Here is a 17578-nt window from a genome sequence, read left to right on the forward strand (position 1 = left end):
ATCTTCACCATCTCTTAGAATAGATTTATCCTAATTCATTCTTACCCTAGGATACAATGAGTAAAACATGAATTTCACTGTTAATTATCACCAAAAGCATGGGAAGCTATGCGAACTCTATAATGACCTGAGCCAATAGTCGTCTTTTAAAATAGTAAGGGGATGAGGAAATGACTAATAGTAGTAAATTGCAGAAAGAGCTGAATAAGGAAGAATGTCATCCCGTCGATAGGGAAATTTGCTTAGCATCACCCATGCCGATGTTCGTGATCAATAAAGAGTTGAAAATTGTCTTTGCAAATGGAGAAGCATGTGAAACACTGCAGACTACGAAAGAAAGGGTTGTAGGCACACTGTTCAGTAACTTCTTTTCTTCTGTTCCGGCCCCGATTGTAGCTCATTATAAGGAAGTTATGGAAACCGGAAAGAACCTTGAAGATGAAACCTTAATGAATGTTAATGATAAGAAAATCATCCATATTGAATTATTGCTTAAAAAATCGACCATTTCTCCTAATGCCTATTTGTACTTCAAAGATGTAACGGCACTAAAGGAAAAAGAGCGGAAAGACCATATGAATGTCCATTTATTATCGAATATTTTTCAAAATGCATCAGAAGGAATCGTTCTATTTGATATTGAAGGAAATATTAACGACGTGAATCAGGCGTTCAGTTCACAAGTCGGATTGGAAAAGGATGAAATCACAAACAGGAACATAAGCTCATTTATCCCTGAAAGTGCGCATTATAAGGTTGAAAAGATAAAAGAACTGATTTCTCAAAACAAAAAAGCCCGTGGGGAAATTCCAATAAAAAAATCACACAGCATTTCAATTGTGGAATTTACGACAAGTCCGTATGTGCATCATAAGCTACATATGGCTATTCTTAGGGATGTGACCGAGAAGAGGCAGATGGAAATACAATTAAAACGAAACGAAGAGTTGTTCAAAGGTTTATTTGAAGAAGCGATTGATGCAATCGTGCTATGGGATCAAGATGGCAGAGTACTTAAAGCGAACTCTTCTGCCCTGAAGATCTTTGAATGCTCCCTTTCAGAGCTTCTTTCGAAGAAGATACGTGACTTTGTATATCCTCTTGAAAGCCAAAAGTTTGATTTAGTCATGGAACAGTTAAACAGGAGCGGTGCAGTAAGGGATGAAGTGCTGTTTCTAATGCCAAACAATCAGTTGAAGCATTTGGAATTCACTTCTAAACTTCATTCCGTTGATGGGTATAACATGACGATCTTCCGGAATGTCAGTGAGCGTTATCAAATGGAAAAAGAACTACGGGAAAGCGAGGAGAGGTTCAGGAAGATTTTCGAAGGTTCACTGGACGGCCTGATTCTTACCAATCATAATTATGTTGTCGTAGACGCAAATCCTGAAGTGAGTAGGATCATTGGTATCGAGAAAGATCACTTAATCGGTAAAGATGTACGTGAAATATTGAATATAGAACCCGGTGAAGAATCATATGATGAATACTTACAACAATTGAAAGAAGATGGGCAGGCGACGTTTTTACAAACGTTGACTTCTCAAAGGGAGAAGGTCCAATACATTGAGCTTTCATCCAAGTACAATTTACTCTCTAATTTAAATTTAACGATCATTCGTGACATTACAGAACAGATTGAAATGCAGGAGCAGTTGAGAAAGTCAGATACATTGAGTGTAGTTGGGGAGCTTGCTGCAGGGATTGCACATGAAATCAGAAATCCAATGACCGCCCTTAAAGGCTTTATTCAATTGTTGGAAAATAGTGTGGGTCAAGATCATGAGATGTATTTTAATGTGATTACTTCTGAGTTTCAGCGAATTGAATCCATCATTACAGAGTTCCTCGTATTGGCAAAGCCACAAGCGATTCAATATCAAGAAACGAATTTAATCAGGATCATGAAAGATACCGTTGAACTACTAAGCGCTCAGGCAGTCATGCACAATGTACAGTACGAGGAGAGTTACCAAGCGGATCTCCCAACCATCATAGCAGAGCCAAATCAGTTGAAGCAGGTATTCATAAATGTCATCAAGAATGCGATTGAAGTCATGACGGACGGTGGATTCATTTCCATCCGGATCCAAGAGACGGATGATGAAATGATTCACATTCGCATAAAAGACCAGGGTGGCGGGATTTCAAAGGATAAGATTAAAAAGCTTGGTGAACCTTTTTACACAACGAAGGAACGGGGAACTGGACTTGGTTTGATGGTAAGCTTTAAAATAATTAAAGAGCATAAAGGAAGCGTTCAGGTTGAGAGTATCGTCGGGGAAGGGACCATCTTCCACATTTATCTCCCTAAATCGTAAAGGAGTCCTGGATAATGTCATATGATTCTATTGTAATGAAGAGTCCGATTGGAATGTTAGAACTTCAAGCGGATCAGAGCCATCTAATTTTGGTGCAATTTTTAGAAAATGATTCACGAGCGGATTTTCACACCGAGAATCCAATATTACTAAGAGCACAAGAACAGATCACAGAATTCTTTAAGGGGGAGAGAACAGAATTTGATCTCCCCCTGAAGATAGAGGGAACGTCTTTTCAGAAGGACGTATGGAACACCCTGCAACAGATTCCGTTTGGTGAAACCAGGTCATATCAGGATGTTGCCGAAGCGATTCAAAGACCTAAAGCTGTCAGGGCAGTAGGGCAAGCGAATAAAGCCAACCGATTCCCCATCATCATTCCATGTCACCGTGTCATTGGAAAGAATAAAACACTTACAGGCTATGCCGGTAAGCAGGTGGATAAGAAAGAAACCTTATTGTTATTAGAAAAATAGAATGAATAACAGGCATTCTCCCTAGGGAGGATGCCTGTTTTTTAAAATTACTGATTGATTCCTTTATCTATTTAGATTATCATCTAATTAGATAGTAATCTAATTAGAGAGGAGGAGACATGTTGCAATTAAGTAAACAGGTGGCTTTCCATAAAACGATGGGGGATCCGACGCGGATAAAAATTGTCTATTTGCTGGCATCAGAAAGCTTGCATGTAGGAGCAATTGCGGGAAAACTTGGACTCACCGCCCCGACAATATCCCACCACCTAACGAAACTCAAAGAGTGCAATCTTGTTTATTCACGAAGAGAGAAGAACACTGTTTACTACTATTTGAATAAAAAAGTCCTGAGTCATCATGGAAATGTCCTTCATCAGTTTGCTCAGGGAGAGGAAGGGGAAAGTGTGATGTCAGAGAATTTATTGAAAGAAAAACAAAAGGTGATGAATAATTTCCTGGAGAAGAATGGACGGATTAAAACGATTCCTTCTCAACAAAAGAAGAAATTATTTATTTTGGAACATATGGTGGAAGGATTAAAGGTGGGAGAAAAATATAAGGAAAAAGATTTGAATGAATATATTCAGCAATTCCATGAAGACTTTGCGACCTTAAGAAGAGAATTTATCATTCATCAGTTCATGTACCGGGAAAATAGCATTTATGAAGTGAATCCGAGGGAAATGTGGGCGTCGACAAAGTTATTTGTGGAATAATGTGAAAGCCAAAAGAAGAGCAGGAGGAAGTTCTTCTTTTGGCTATTATTTAATACCTATGGTTTGTTGAATACTTTCTTCGAAGCGAGGGTACAGGACACCTTTTTCCGTGATGATGCCGGTAATCAGTTCATGAGAAGTAACATCGAATGCAGGGTTATAAACAGGAACGTTTCCTGGCGCAATCAACGTCCCGCCGAGCGTTGTAATCTCCTCCCGGTTTCGCTCTTCAATGGGAATATCATTTCCATTGGAGCTGGATAAATCGAAAGTGGAAGAAGGAGCTGCGACATAAAAAGGTATATTGAAATGTTTACACAAAATGGCAAGCATGGACGTTCCGATTTTATTTGCAGTATCCCCGTTGGCAGAAATCCGGTCAGCCCCGACAATCACGGCTTCTATACCTTTTTCTTTCATGGTATGGGCAGCCATGCTATCTGTGATGAGAGTGACATTTACTCCTGATTGCTGTAACTCCCAAGTTGTCAGGCGGGCTCCTTGCAGAACGGGCCTTGTCTCACAAGCATAAACCTGAAACGCTTTTCCTTTTTCTCTTCCTAAATGAAAAGGTGCCAATGCGGTACCGTATTTACTCGTTGCAATGGACCCGGCATTACAGATGGTCATAACGACTTGTTTATCCTTCAATACACTCAAACCATTTTCTCCTATAAGACGGCAGACTGCCTCGTCTTCTGCATGAAGCTGGATGGCAGCATGGAGTAAGTTGGTTTTAGCTTCATTAACTGAAGAAACATTCTCTAACACCTTTTCTAAATGGTTCAAAGCCCAAACCAGGTTGACTGCTGTAGGGCGTGAATCTGCGAGATATTTTTTGTCACGTTGAAACAGGTCGATAAATTCCTCTAGCGTTTTTACTTCATACTGACATGCAGACTGGGCTAAGCCGTAAGCAGCCGTGATGCCAATGGCAGGTGCACCTCTCACTTTTAGTGTGATAATCGCATCATAATAGTCTTCAATGGTCGTCAGTTTAATGTACTCCACTATGTTAGGCAGTTTTTGTTGGTTAAGGATCAATAAATAATCTTCATGCCACTCTAGTGAAGTTGGTATGGTCAATGTTTGTGTCATGATAAACTCCTTTTGGTTATTCAGAATGGGATTTTAATATGGACAGAAGCTTTTCAATTGAAAAGATCTGTTTTCGTTTTATTATCAGTTCCTTACCGAGTGTCAAGCAGGTCCGCTTTGCCTGTAATCTTCGTGCTTTATCCGGTATGCCATCCAGATCTTCTACATGAGCGAGGCCGATCGTTCTTCTGATGCATTCGCATCCTGCAAAACCGATGCTGTCTTGAAAGCTCTTCTCCAATACAAATTCAAGGTAGCCATTCACTTTCGTGTAGGCGTCTCCGCTTTCCTTCCAATGCTTGGAGAACGCAGTGGAGAAGACGTTCCAGGTATTCTCAATGTGATAGAGAATCGTTTCCTTCTTTTCAGGTTTTGAAATGGCCAGGAAAATAAGGTTGGCAATGAACTGTCCAATATCAAAGCCAATCGGTCCATAAAAGGCAAACTCGGGATCAATTACTTTCGTTTGATTCTTATCTACAAAGATGCTTCCCGTATGAAGATCTCCATGAAGAAGTGCTTCTCCTTCAGTAAGAAAGCTCTTTTTCAATTTGGCCACTTCAAGCTTCAAGGTGAAATCATCCCATAGATGTTGGACATCCTGGGAAAGCTCTTCTTCAAAATCGTTGGTTTCACTGTTGAAAAAAGGGTCCGTGAATACTAGGTCCTCAGTGATTTTACACAACTCAGGATTTGAAAATTCTTTCACGTACTCCTTTTTCTTAAAAGGATGAAGGGCATAATCAGAGGTGAAATATAAGGTATTAGCTAAAAATGTTCCAATGTCATGGGAGAGCCTGGGATACACTTCTCCTTTGATAAGGCCTGCCCGGGCAATGGTCAGTGCACTCAAGTCTTCCATGACTGTAATCGCAAGTGTCGGATCAGAGTAGTACACTTCAGGAACGAGGTCCCCTACAAATGATTGCTGAAGCTTAAGGGCACTCGCTTCTATTCTTGCCCGTTCGATTGTCAACGGCCAGCTTTCGCCTACAACCTTCGCATATGGAAGGGCTTGTTTGATGATGATTCCTTTTCCTGTTTCCTGTTCTAATACTCGAAAGACCAGATTTAAATTCCCGTCTCCAATTTCTTCACACGTTAAGAGAGTGCCGTCCTCAAAAATTCGTAAGCCAATCGCCAGTGCAATTGCCGCCTGTTCAGTTAGTGGTTGATATGCATTGAGTTTCGTAATTGCCATCATCGTTCCTCCTTATAGTACAGACTTATGAAAGACTGTGTTGTGGAGGCTTTTCCGTGGCATAAGAAAAGCCTCTTTCATGTTCGAAAGAGGCTTGAAGAAGGTATCTTCGTCGCCTCTTATCTCTCAGAAAGACTATCTTTCTGTTGGAATTAGCACCGTGCCTTACTGGATCATTCAATCCGGCGCATGCTGCGCCCCGTTATACAACGGTATTATGGTCGGTTGCTGGGCTTCATAGGGCCAAATCCCTCAGCCAGCTCTTGATAAGAGTTGCGTTAACTATTTAATTAAACTTTCAGAATGTTTCATTTGATTTGAATAGTACCATCGAAGTATTTTCCATGTCAACGTTTTTTTGAAAAATAACCTTTTTAATAAAAATCCGGTCTTCGATCCTGGAATATCGGAATTTTATTTCGGACCTTTTCTACTTCCTGTAAATTGATTTCAGCTGTAACCAATTCTTCCGCTTGCGATCCTTTTGAAAGAACTTCTCCCCATGGATCAATGATGAGGGAACAACCGCCGAATTCATTGTTCGGGTCACTTCCCACCCGGTTGCAGGCAATCACGAAGCATTGGTTTTCAATCGCTCTTGCCTTTAAGAGGGTCTGCCAATGATCAATTCGTGCTGCCGGCCACTCTGCTACGACAAAAACAACCTTGGCACCTAAAAGAACTTGTTTTCTGAACCATTCCGGGAAACGGATGTCGTAACAAATCAATCCGGCCATTTCTGTGTCTTGAAGGGTGAAGATGCCATCTTCATGCCCAGGAAGTAAATAATGATGTTCATCCATTAATTTAAACAAGTGAAGCTTCGAATACTTTTTCACCAACTCGCCTTTTGAATTCGTAACTAGGAGTGTATTGGACACCCCCTCCTGGGATTTCTGCGCAACAGAACCACCTACAATGTGAATGGAATATTTCTTCGATAGTGCAGAAAGGAAGGAGGTAGAGTCTTTTGCTCCTTCATCAGCGATTTCATCCATTCTCGTAAGGTCATATCCAGTCGTCCACAGCTCAGGAAGCACAACGGTATTACAGCCGTCGTCACTTGCTTTTTTAACCCATTCTTCTACTTTTTGCTTGTTTTTTTCGGGATTCCCGAACACAATATCAATTTGTGCAAGACCTATCTTTTGAATCATTTCTTTCACCTCATTAATGACTTTTTGGAATTTATTCCTTTACATTCTTTATTTTCCGTTATATCATTTGTGACTAGAATTTGAAAGTAATTAATTTTCAAAAAAATGTAGTAGGTGAGCAAATGAAAACCTTTAGTAAAGCAAAGCGATTAGATTTATTACCTGAACAATTTTTCGCATCCCTCGCCAAAACAGTGAATGCTGTGGTCAAAGAGGGACATGATGTCATTAATTTGGGCCAGGGAAATCCGGATCAACCGACTCCTCAACATATTGTGGAAAAACTGACAGAAGCCGCAGCTTCGCCGTCCAATCATAAGTATCCTCCATTTCGTGGCTTATCGTCCTTTAAAGAGGCGATCTCTGCTTTCTACCTTCGTGAATATGGTGTGGAATTAGATCCGGAAACAGAGATCGCTGTGCTGTTCGGAGGAAAGGCGGGGTTAGTTGAAATCCCTCAATGTTTATTGAATCCTGGTGATGGGGTATTGGTGCCCGATCCCGGTTATCCCGATTATTTATCAGGGGTAGCATTGGCAGGTGCACGTATGATTAAAATGCCTCTACGTGAGGAGAATGGCTTTCTGCCTGATTATAGTGAACACTCCCGTAATGAGCTGGAAAATGCAAAGTTGATGTTTCTGAACTACCCGAATAATCCTACTGGAGCGACTGCCACAAAATCATTCTTTGAAGAAACAGTCACTCTTGCCAATCAGCATGATATTTGTGTTGTACATGATTTTGCCTATGGAGCGATAGGGTTTGATGGAAATAAGCCAATAAGTTTCTTGGAAACAGATGGAGCAAAGGATGTGGGGATTGAGATATATACATTATCGAAAACGTATAATATGGCTGGCTGGAGAGTGGGGTTTGCTGTAGGGAATAAGAGTGTCATAGAAGCGATCAACCTCCTTCAAGACCACTTATACGTGAGTCTGTTCGGTGCTATTCAAGAAGCGGCTGCCACAGCCCTTTTAAGTTCCCAGGAATGTGTGCATGCACTGGTAGCAACATACGAAGAAAGAAGAAAACTATTAATCTCCGGACTTCAGGAAATAGGGTGGGACGTAAAAGCTCCACAAGGTTCCTTCTTCGCCTGGCTGAAAGTACCTGAGGGGTTCACCTCTGTAGAGTTCTCTACTTATTTACTTGAAGAAATCAAAGTCGCTGTAGCCCCGGGGGTAGGTTTTGGTGAATTCGGTGAAGGGTATGTGCGCGTAGGACTATTAACCACAAATGAGCGGATAAAAGAAGCGATTTCACGTATAGAAAATTTAGAATTATTCCACAAAAGGGATTGACAGAAGGTGAAATTGGTGCAATAATCCAACTGAAATAATGAATAATGAAATTCTTATCAAGAGCAGGCGGAGGGACCAGCCCTATGAAGCCCGGCAACCGACTTATTCAAGCACGGTGCTAATTCTTGCAGCTATTAAGCTGACAGATAAGAAAGAGCGAAATTATCAAACCTCTTCTTATTTGGAAGAGGTTCTTTGTTTGCCCAGGCCTATGAAATCAACTTGCGGCTAAGAATAGCATTTTCAAAAGGAGGAAGGACAACAATGAGTGAAGTGATAGCCACATATGAAATAAAAGGAAAGAGTGGTTCGTTCGATAAAAAGGCAGAGGGGATCGCCCTGGGATTGACGGTCGGTTCATGGACGGACTTACCGCTCCTGGAACAGGATCAATTGCGCAAGTACAAGGGGAGGGTCGTTTCCGTGAAGGAGTGGGAAGAGGAAGATGGCCCCAGAGGCAAGGTTCAAATTGGCTATCCCGGTCATAATTATTCAAATGATATCCCAGCTATCCTTACTACGGTATTCGGCAAGCTTTCCCTGGATGGTGAAGTGAAATTAGTAGATGTAGAGTTTTCCAGTGACTTAAAAAAAGCCTATCCTGGACCACGGTTTGGAATAGAAGGAATCAGGAAGCTAACGGGTGTACAAGACAGACCCTTGTTAATGAGCATCTTTAAAGGTGTAATCGGAAGGGACCTTCCCTACCTTGAAACCCAATTAAGGGCACAGGCTCTTGGGGGAGTTGACGTAGTAAAAGACGATGAAATTCTCTTTGATAATTCACTGACTCCTTTCACTGAGAGGATCAATATCGGGAAAAGAGTGTTACACGAGCTGTTTGAAGAGACAGGTAAGAAAACGATGTATGCTGTAAACCTGACTGGAAGGACTTCAGAATTACGTGATAAAGCAAGAAAAGCACGTGATCTAGGAGCCCATGCCCTTTTATTCAATGTATTTTCTTACGGGCTGGATGTTCTACAGGAATTAAGGGAGGACCCTGAGATCAGGCTGCCGATTATGGCCCATCCTGCATTCGCAGGTGCTGTTGCTTCATCTCCTGCATATGGTGTGAGCTATTCTTTATGGTTAGGGAAATTCCTGCGAATGGCCGGAGCTGATTTTTCTTTATTTCCATCTCCATACGGAAGTGTCGCACTAGAGAAAAGCAAAGCTCTATCCGTAAGCCATGAGTTAACGAAGGATGACGACCATCTAAGAAGAGTATTGCCCGTGCCGTCAGCAGGCATTCATCCTGCGCTTGTCCCGCTTTTGATGAAGGATTTTGGTGTAGATTGTGTCATTAATGCAGGTGGTGGCATCCACGGTCACCCAGATGGGGCAATTGGAGGGGGAAAGGCATTCGTCCAAGCAATTGATGCAGTTTTAAGAGATGAGTCCCTGACTGATGCTTCAGATTCCCATGATGAGCTTCGTAAAGCACTATCCCTATGGGGAGAGGAGGTAAAGGTATAATGACGCGTCCGATCATTTTCTGTGATTTTGATGGAACAATTACAGAAACGGATAATATCATTTCGTTGATGAAAACCTTTGCTCCTCCAGAATGGGAACCTGTCAAAGACGACATCTTAAATAAGTCGTTGTCCATTAAAGAAGGAGTCAGCAAGCTGTTTTCACTCATTCCTTCATCACAGAAAGAGGAAATGATTCAGTATCTATTAGACACAGCAGTCATACGTAAAGGGTTTAAGGAATTTGTAGATTATACAAAGGAACAGGAGATTCCTTTGTATATCGTTAGCGGTGGAATTGACTTTTTTGTTCATCCTTTACTAAAAGAATTTGGGCCTTTTAATGGGGTTTATTGTAATGAAGCAAGCTTTAACGACTCAACCATAGTGATTCATTGGCCACATCCATGTGATGATCACTGTGAAAGTAAAGGTTGTGGATGCTGCAAGCCTTCCATCTTGAGGATGTTGTCTTTAACAGAAGATACGGAGGTCATTGTGATAGGGGATTCTGTCACAGATATCGAAATGGCAAAGCTTGGAGATACTGTGATCGCCAGAGATTATTTGGCACATACATGCGAAGAAAAAGGAATCCCCTATCATCCGTTTGAATCCTTTCACGATTGCATGGAAGTCATTAAAAAAGGAGTGAAAATATGAATTCCTATCAATCTCAATGGGAAGAACTCGCTGATATCAAAAGGGAACTGGCAGAAAGGGATTGGTTTATGGGAACGAGCGGGAATCTTGCCATACGAGTGAATTCTATACCTGCTGCGTTCCTGGTTACGGCAAGTGGAAAGGATAAAAGGAAGCAAACCAATGAAGATTTCCTGCTCGTAAATGCTCACGGTGAGGCCATCGAGGATACTACTGCACGACCATCGGCCGAAACATTGCTGCACAGTCATGTTTTCACAGAAAGCACAGCAGGATGCAGCTTACATGTCCATACTGTGGCGAATAATGTAATCAGTGAACTGTATGGGGATGAAGGTGTCGTCACATTTAGAAACCAAGAATTAATAAAAGCGTGGGATAAATGGGAGGAAGATGATTCTTTATCCATTCCAATCATTCGTAATCATGCACATATCCCGACGCTTGCCCGGGAGTTTCAATCCTTTATTAAAGAAGACAAAGGGGCGGTGCTCATTCGCAACCACGGTATAACGGTATGGGGAAGAACCGGTTTTGAAGCTAAGAAACTATTGGAAGCTTGTGAGTTTTTATTTCAATATCAACTCACTCTTTTATCTTTAACGAATTCGAGACCAATTACTAAAGGAGGAGTCAGATTATGACGACAATTAAAATTCAAGGGAAAAACCAAGTCATTGACAACCAAGAAGAAGTAGTGAAGTATTTAAGTGAACAAGGAGTCATTTATGAACATTGGAATATCGAAAAGCTCGTAGAAGGTCTAAGGGACCAATATGCTTTAACCGAAGAGGATAAAGCGGAAATTCTGTCTACTTTTAAAGATGAAATAGAGGATATTTCAGAGAGAAGAGGATATCAGGCTTGGGATGTGATCTCCCTTTCCGAGCGCACACCAAATCTTGAAGAGCTTTTAAGGAATTTTCAACAGGAGCATCATCACACTGATGATGAAGTCCGTTTTATTGTAAACGGCCATGGAGTATTTGTCATTCAAGGAAGTAATGGTGATTTCTTTGAAGTGCATCTAAACCCGGGTGACTTAATTTCAGTCCCTGAAAACATCCGCCATTATTTTACATTAAGCGAAGATAAGCAAGTAGTTGCCGTCCGTATTTTCGTCACGCAGGAGGGATGGGTACCAATCTATTAAAATATTTTTCAGGATAGACAAAGAGTAGAATCGATTGTCTATCCTTTTGTTTTTATCAGGGGAGATATTTGACGGAAAATGTCTAATTAAGAAACATTACTAGTTATTTTGTCTTGTTTTGCGAATCTATTTACTTTTCTGATAATACTTGCGATAATGCTCAAGTAACGATTTAACTTAATAAAGGCTAGGAGCTAAAAAGGAGTTTATTAGAAATGGGTCGTCTACTAAAACAGAAGTGGTTATTAATGAGAATTAATCAAAAACGTTCAGAAATGATTGGGTTGGGAGAGAGTTTAGGATTATGTGCAGCGGAGACAATCAAATGCAGTCAGCAATTAGATCAGCTTTTGAACGACTATGAAAAGTGCACAAATAAGATTGTATCAATAACCCTCCAAGAAACATCAAACGAATTTGGGCAATACATTAAGAACTTATTAAAACGAACTGCTTCTTGAGACTATTCATCAAGTTCTTCCCTCACCATTAAAGGTTTATCAGAAAAAACAAATCTGCAACAAAATCCACACTTATATCAAAACAATCAACTTAATTTGTCGTTATTTAATAAACGAGGGACGGTGCGCAATATGCAAACCGTCCTTCGTTTATTGTATACTGAGGGGTCTATCGTATTTGACAATAACAGCTTTTATTTGTATAATATTTTGAAACTGAGATATTTAATTTTTAAAGGAATGAATGCCATGATCGAACCTCAGGATACAAAACAATCATTAAAGCTTTTCATTGTCTTGTCAAGAGCTTTCAAAGCCTTAAATGAAGAGATAAATAAAAACATTCAGGAGAACGGTTTGAATCCTACTGAATTTGCCGTCCTGGAGCTTCTTTATCATAAGGGAGATCAGCCTTTGCAACAAATTGGCGGTAAGATTCTATTAGCTTCCGGCAGCATAACGTACGTGGTGGATAAGCTTGAACAAAAGGGCTACCTGAAGCGCAATGCTTGTCCCAAGGACCGTCGTGTTACGTATGCTCAAATAACAGAAAGCGGCAGAAAGTTAATTGATGAGATATTCCCCAATCACGAAAATCGGATTCATGAACTGATGTCAGCTCTATCTCCTGATGAGAAGAAAGAAACGATAGAAATGCTGAAGAAATTAGGATTATCGATTAAAGACTTGTCGTACTGAGTCGATCTTCCTGTACCCCGTCTTTCACGAGACGGGGCTTTTATTTTGTATAAAAGCACGTCTCTTCTCTATCGATTCCATTATTTCTATTTCTTGAAATTCGATATTACAATAAACAGGAGATTTTCTATCATAAGTCGAATTACTATAATCGGGATTATATTAAGAGGAGGCACTAGTATGAAGTTTGATCAGTTTACATATGAAAGGCCAAATTTAGAAGAGATTAAACCTGTTTTTCAACAATTACTTGATAAATTCAAGTCTGCATCCAATGTTCAAAAACAGGTGGAAGCCATGAAGGAACTGAATGATATACGTTTGAACATCGATACCATGCAAAATATTTGCTATATCCGGCATTCAATCGATACCAATGATGAGTTTTACAAAAAAGAGCAGGATCATATCGATGAAATGATGCCTGAGGTTCACGGGATGGTGACGGAATATTACAAAGAACTCGTAAACTCTCCTTATCGTAAAGAAGTAGAAGAAAAGTGGGGAAAGCAGCTATTCGCTCTGGCAGAAAGCGAAATGAAGACTTTTTCTCCTGACATCGTGACTCTACTACAGAAGGAAAATAAGTTATCTTCTCAATATACAAAACTGATGGCGTCTGCCAAGATTCCATTTGAGGGGGAAGAAAGAACATTGGCTCAGATGGGCCCATTCACACAATCTGTCAATCGGGAAACAAGAAGAGAGGCCGCTCAAGCGACCGTTGCTTTCTTTGAAGAGAATCAAGAAGAATTAGATCGTCTATTTGATGAGTTAGTCAAGGTGCGTCACACGATTGCTACTACTCTAGGGTATAAGAACTTTGTTGAACTCGGTTACTATCGCATGACGAGAACAGATTATACGCCTGATATGGTAAAGGTTTTCCGCGATCAAGTGAAGAAGCATATCGTTCCTCTGGCTACTGAACTTAAAGAAAGACAAGAAAAGCGCATCGGGATAGATTCAATGAAGTTTTATGACGAAGGCTTTAAGTTCACTTCCGGCAATGCGGTTCCTAAGGGAAGTCCTCAGTGGATCATTGATAATGGCAAAAAGATGTACGAAGAACTGTCTCATGAAACAAAGGAATTCTTTGATTTCATGATTGAGCATGATCTCATGGATCTGGAAGCGAAGAAAGGAAAAGCTGGAGGAGGTTACTGCACGTACATTGCAAACCATGAGTCTCCATACATTTTCTCGAACTTCAATGGAACCTCAGGGGATATCGATGTTTTGACCCATGAAGCAGGTCATGCGTTCCAGGTATACTCCAGCAGAGGGTTCGATATCCCGGAATATATTTGGCCAACGTATGAAGCGTGTGAAATTCATTCCATGAGCATGGAGTTCTTCACGTGGCCGTGGATGAATTATTTCTTCGAAGAGGATACAGACAAGTATCAATTTTCCCATTTAAGTGAAGCACTGCAATTTCTTCCTTACGGTGTGGCAGTTGATGAGTTCCAGCATTTTGTGTATGAGAACCCTGAAGCTTCCCCGTCTGAACGGAATGCCGCATGGAGAAAAATTGAAATGGAATACCTTCCCCATAAGGACTACGATCATATTTCGTATTTAGAAAATGGGGGATTCTGGCAGCGCCAATCCCATATTTATAATTCTCCATTCTATTATATCGATTATACATTGGCTCAAATTTGCGCATTCCAATTCTGGAAGAAAATGAATCTTAATCGTGAGGAAGCGTGGAATGACTATGTTGACCTTTGTAAACTCGGGGGAAGCCTTTCATTCACAGGGCTTGTAGAAGCAGCCAAGCTCGATTCTCCGTTCCAGGAGGGGACAGTGGAGAAAGTCATTGAACCGATAAGACAATGGTTAAATGGAATAGATGATCAATCTTTATAAAGTAATAGGGCAGCCGTATTTTTATGGCTGCCTCTTTTGTTTGGGTTCTTATACAATTCCGGAAGAATTATGTTCTTTTGCTTCTGATTTTCTCTGCTTGTACATATGGTGAAGTAGAAGGTTGTCAGAGGTGATGGTATGAAAAAATTAGCTGGGTCGTTTCAAATCGCTGCAGTATATGTTGGTACCGTTATAGGAGCCGGATTTGCAACGGGAAGGGAAATTGTAGAGTTTTTCACCCGGTTTGGCTTTGTCGGGTTTATTGCGATTTTATTAAGCGGGTACTTATTTATTACAATGGGAACGAAGATTATGCTTAAGTCCCATGATATCAAAGCAAAGTCCTTTGAAGAATTTAATGAATATCTATTTGGAAAATGGTTTTCTAAGTTTATGAATATCGTCATGATGATTATGCTGATTGGGGTTTCCGCGGTAATGCTTTCAGGAGCGGGGGCTGTTTTTCAAGAGCAGCTTTTGCTACCCAAGCAATTAGGGATACTGCTGACGATCGGACTTGGATTCATCACGATGATGGTTGGGATCAAAGGGCTTTTTGCAGTCAATACGTTCGTTGTTCCTCTTATGATTGTCTTTAATCTTTTCTTGATGGTTTATTCTGTTCGAAACGCAGCTTTTTTAGAAGCATTTCTTATGATACCGCATGCAGAGGATGGGTGGAAATCCGTAGTAGCGCCATTTTCATACGTGGCCTTTAATCTGGCCATGGCTCAGGCTGTGCTCGTTCCCGTTGCCGGAGAAGTGAAAGACCGGGAGACCATTAAGTATGGAGGATATCTTGGTGGTTTTTTCCTTACACTGATCCTTATTTCAAGTCATATAACTTTAGTCTTGATCCCGGATGTGACACAATACCAAATTCCAATGGCTGTGGTGATGAAATCCTTTGTAGCCGGCTTTTATATTATTTATATCATCATCATTTATGGTGAGATCTTCACATCGGTGATAGGGGGGGTATTTGGTCTGGAGAAACAATTAACGAATTACTGGAAGGGCTCTTCGTTAATGACTTTTACGGGTATCTTTTTGGTGATTTATTCGTTAAGCTTTTTTGAATACAGTGAACTTTTATCGTACTTATACCCTCTTTTTGGGTATATGAGCTTATTATTCATCATTCTTCTTTGGATGAAACCCAATAAATAATCACCTAGGTGAGAGTAAAATGCGGTTCTGCTGCTCATGTTAATAGAGACAAATGAAAAAGGAGTGGCGAACATGACGCAATCAAAACACGAAAAAGAAAGACAGTGGAATGTAAGAAAGCAGGAACAGCATCCTCATGGCAAAGTTTCATCCTTCAAAGAGCTTTCAGAAGGAAAAAAAGAAAAAGAATAAGAAAAAACGGATGCTTCGCTTCGGGCATCCGTTTTTTCTTGGTTCCAATCACTCTTCTTTCTTATGATGGTAAGAGTCGCTTGTCTTATATTGTTCGGGGAAATATTTATTTCTCACTTCATCCTTATCCCAATTTGTTTGCATGCAAGCAGCAGCCAGTTCATCCAGATGCCTCATGATGTACTGCATATCGAGATTTTGGAGGCTGTCGTAATCGATTCCTTCCAGTATGTAGTCTTTAAATGTCCACACCATACGCTTCGTTTCTTCACTATTATTTTCCCCTATCATTCTCAGAGAACGCAGAATTTCGGCAATTATGGATATGTCCTGCTTTCCGTAATGTCTCAACTGGTAAAAGCTCTTGTATAGATAATCACCAAAGGTCGGCTGTTCCAAAATAATTCGAACATTGTTTTCTTCATCTGATAAATATGAGCTTGGAAGCTTGTGTTTAGCAAGCTTAGATAGAATGATCCCGATTTCTTCTATGCAGTTTTTTGCCGTGTTAGGGTCATTAATGGCGGGGGAAATGGCTCTTAAGGCTATTTCAACCAGCTTTCTTATCCCTAGTTCAATGTCTTCCATGGGCTCTTTATCAGGCCCAAAAACGAGGTATTCCAAGTAATCTTCTACATCTATGTCTTTATTCGTCGTCCATGCTGTCATGACAGGGGTACCTTGAAGTAAGTATTCACCAGGTGTTTTCACCATGCGGATAACTGCTTCATCACTAGCAGCTTTAGTGAGCATTCCTTCAATATTAATCTGTTGTAAGTACCCCGATTGTTCACTATATACCAAAATAGGCTCCGTATCTTCAAAGAGCGCCTCATTAAAGGTTGAAGGCTGTTCATTAATGGCATTCTTTCTATATAAATAACTATTATCGATTTTTTGATTCGTTTTGATTGTTATATTATGTATTAAATTACTTACCTTCACCCAATTTGAAACATGATGAACAAAGTAGACAAAAACAAATAAACAAATAATCGCTACTATACCGGCAAAGGCCGAAGAAATATATAATTTTTGTCCGGACTCGTCCTGAAGGAGAACCAATAAAGTGATACAGTACACCACACCTGACACAAAAATGGCTAGAACCCGTTGAGTAGGACGATCATTAATGAAGTTCTGAAGGGTCCTTGGTGAATATTGGGATAAAAAGGTGGTTAACACGACCATAATCGTTGAAAAGGTAATCGTGGTCATGGTCATGATCGAAGAAGCTATCGTACTGATGATGGTCATGGATAAATCAAAATTGGAAAACAGTACCTTAGGGAACAAAGGATAATCATGCTGACTCAACCACCAATCAAAATAGAAGGTGATGAGAGCAAGAACTAATGAGATGAGTGAAAATAAAAATGGTACAAACCAAAAACTTTTCCTGGCTTTGTTAATAATGTGAATATTTAAATTCATGATGGGGTCCACCTTGCGCTACAGTATGCTATAAGAGTATCCTTAATGGCATTTCCGTAAACCTTTCTCTTGTTTAAGAGTTCAATTTAATAGGCACTTTTCGTAAACACAGTAGTTATTTACAAACAGTTTTGTCTTTTGTATGAGTTGTAATGTGAAAACATGGACCGT

17 protein-coding genes and 2 riboswitches are annotated in these 17578 nt (G+C 40.3%); of the genes, 13 read left to right on the forward strand and 4 right to left on the reverse strand.

Going from position 1 to position 17578, the window contains the following annotated elements:
- The first annotated feature begins 170 nt into the window (after window positions 1–170).
- The 3 genes from FZC88_RS01830 (at window position 171) to FZC88_RS01840 (ending at window position 3519) form a co-directional block, all read left to right on the forward strand.
- Window positions 171–2324, forward strand: a complete 2154-nt coding sequence (locus tag FZC88_RS01830) for a PAS domain S-box protein (RefSeq protein WP_148993450.1) — start codon at window positions 171–173, stop codon at window positions 2322–2324.
- Window positions 2325–2338: 14 nt separating this feature from the next.
- A complete protein-coding gene (locus tag FZC88_RS01835) occupies window positions 2339–2800 on the forward strand; it encodes a methylated-DNA--[protein]-cysteine S-methyltransferase (RefSeq protein ID WP_148993451.1) in 462 nt (153 codons plus the stop codon).
- Between the two features lie 122 nt (window positions 2801–2922).
- Window positions 2923–3519, forward strand: coding sequence for a DUF2087 domain-containing protein (locus tag FZC88_RS01840; protein ID WP_148994256.1), 597 nt, complete (start codon window positions 2923–2925; stop codon window positions 3517–3519).
- 45 nt (window positions 3520–3564) lie between these two features.
- Here FZC88_RS01840 and mtnA read toward each other — a convergent pair whose 3' ends face one another.
- The 3 genes from mtnA to FZC88_RS01855 all read right to left on the reverse strand — a co-directional run bounded on the left by mtnA (window position 3565) and on the right by FZC88_RS01855 (window position 6975).
- Window positions 3565–4617: an S-methyl-5-thioribose-1-phosphate isomerase gene (gene mtnA / locus FZC88_RS01845; protein ID WP_148993452.1), complete on the reverse strand. Its 1053-nt coding sequence runs from the start codon at window positions 4615–4617 to the stop codon at window positions 3565–3567.
- Between the two features lie 16 nt (window positions 4618–4633).
- Window positions 4634–5818, reverse strand: a complete 1185-nt coding sequence (mtnK, locus tag FZC88_RS01850) for an S-methyl-5-thioribose kinase (RefSeq protein WP_148994257.1) — start codon at window positions 5816–5818, stop codon at window positions 4634–4636.
- Between the two features lie 116 nt (window positions 5819–5934).
- A riboswitch (SAM riboswitch) is annotated at window positions 5935–6091 on the reverse strand.
- Between the two features lie 101 nt (window positions 6092–6192).
- Window positions 6193–6975, reverse strand: a complete 783-nt coding sequence (locus FZC88_RS01855; protein ID WP_148993453.1) for a carbon-nitrogen family hydrolase — start codon at window positions 6973–6975, stop codon at window positions 6193–6195.
- A 122-nt stretch (window positions 6976–7097) separates the two neighbouring features.
- Here FZC88_RS01855 and FZC88_RS01860 point away from each other — a divergent pair, with 122 nt between their 5' ends.
- The 10 genes from FZC88_RS01860 to FZC88_RS24195 all read left to right on the forward strand — a co-directional run bounded on the left by FZC88_RS01860 (window position 7098) and on the right by FZC88_RS24195 (window position 15973).
- Entirely contained in the window at window positions 7098–8282 is a 1185-nt protein-coding gene (locus FZC88_RS01860; protein WP_148993454.1) for a pyridoxal phosphate-dependent aminotransferase, read from the forward strand.
- Window positions 8283–8332: 50 nt separating this feature from the next.
- A riboswitch (SAM riboswitch) is annotated at window positions 8333–8435 on the forward strand.
- 111 nt (window positions 8436–8546) lie between these two features.
- On the forward strand, window positions 8547–9761 hold the full coding sequence (locus FZC88_RS01865; protein ID WP_148993455.1) for a 2,3-diketo-5-methylthiopentyl-1-phosphate enolase: 1215 nt from the start codon (window positions 8547–8549) through the stop codon (window positions 9759–9761).
- On the forward strand, window positions 9761–10423 hold the full coding sequence (locus tag FZC88_RS01870) for a 2-hydroxy-3-keto-5-methylthiopentenyl-1-phosphate phosphatase (RefSeq protein ID WP_148993456.1): 663 nt from the start codon (window positions 9761–9763) through the stop codon (window positions 10421–10423). Before FZC88_RS01865 ends, FZC88_RS01870 begins: the two co-directional genes overlap by 1 nt.
- Window positions 10420–11067 carry a methylthioribulose 1-phosphate dehydratase gene (locus FZC88_RS01875; protein ID WP_148993457.1) on the forward strand — a complete coding sequence of 216 codons (648 nt, stop codon included), beginning with the start codon at window positions 10420–10422 and terminating at the stop codon, window positions 11065–11067. The genes FZC88_RS01870 and FZC88_RS01875 overlap by 4 nt, the downstream gene beginning before the upstream one ends.
- Entirely contained in the window at window positions 11064–11576 is a 513-nt protein-coding gene (locus FZC88_RS01880) for a 1,2-dihydroxy-3-keto-5-methylthiopentene dioxygenase (protein ID WP_148993458.1), read from the forward strand. Before FZC88_RS01875 ends, FZC88_RS01880 begins: the two co-directional genes overlap by 4 nt.
- Before the next feature lie 215 nt (window positions 11577–11791).
- A complete protein-coding gene (locus tag FZC88_RS01885) occupies window positions 11792–12037 on the forward strand; it encodes an aspartyl-phosphate phosphatase Spo0E family protein (protein ID WP_262371606.1) in 246 nt (81 codons plus the stop codon).
- A gap of 240 nt (window positions 12038–12277) precedes the next feature.
- Window positions 12278–12736, forward strand: coding sequence for a MarR family winged helix-turn-helix transcriptional regulator (locus FZC88_RS01890; RefSeq protein ID WP_148994259.1), 459 nt, complete (start codon window positions 12278–12280; stop codon window positions 12734–12736).
- A gap of 180 nt (window positions 12737–12916) precedes the next feature.
- Window positions 12917–14611 carry a M3 family oligoendopeptidase gene (locus tag FZC88_RS01895; protein ID WP_148993459.1) on the forward strand — a complete coding sequence of 565 codons (1695 nt, stop codon included), beginning with the start codon at window positions 12917–12919 and terminating at the stop codon, window positions 14609–14611.
- A gap of 138 nt (window positions 14612–14749) precedes the next feature.
- A complete protein-coding gene (locus tag FZC88_RS01900; protein WP_148968544.1) occupies window positions 14750–15781 on the forward strand; it encodes a YkvI family membrane protein in 1032 nt (343 codons plus the stop codon).
- Between the two features lie 72 nt (window positions 15782–15853).
- Window positions 15854–15973, forward strand: coding sequence for a DUF6254 family protein (locus tag FZC88_RS24195; RefSeq protein WP_222928654.1), 120 nt, complete (start codon window positions 15854–15856; stop codon window positions 15971–15973).
- Between the two features lie 48 nt (window positions 15974–16021).
- Here the strand turns inward: FZC88_RS24195 and FZC88_RS01905 are convergent, their stop codons facing one another.
- Window positions 16022–17407, reverse strand: a complete 1386-nt coding sequence (locus FZC88_RS01905; protein WP_148993460.1) for a DUF2254 domain-containing protein — start codon at window positions 17405–17407, stop codon at window positions 16022–16024.
- Window positions 17408–17578: the final 171 nt, after the last annotated feature.

The organism is Rossellomorea aquimaris (assembly GCF_008180865.1).
GTDB lineage: Bacteria > Bacillota > Bacilli > Bacillales > Bacillaceae_B > Rossellomorea > Rossellomorea yichunensis.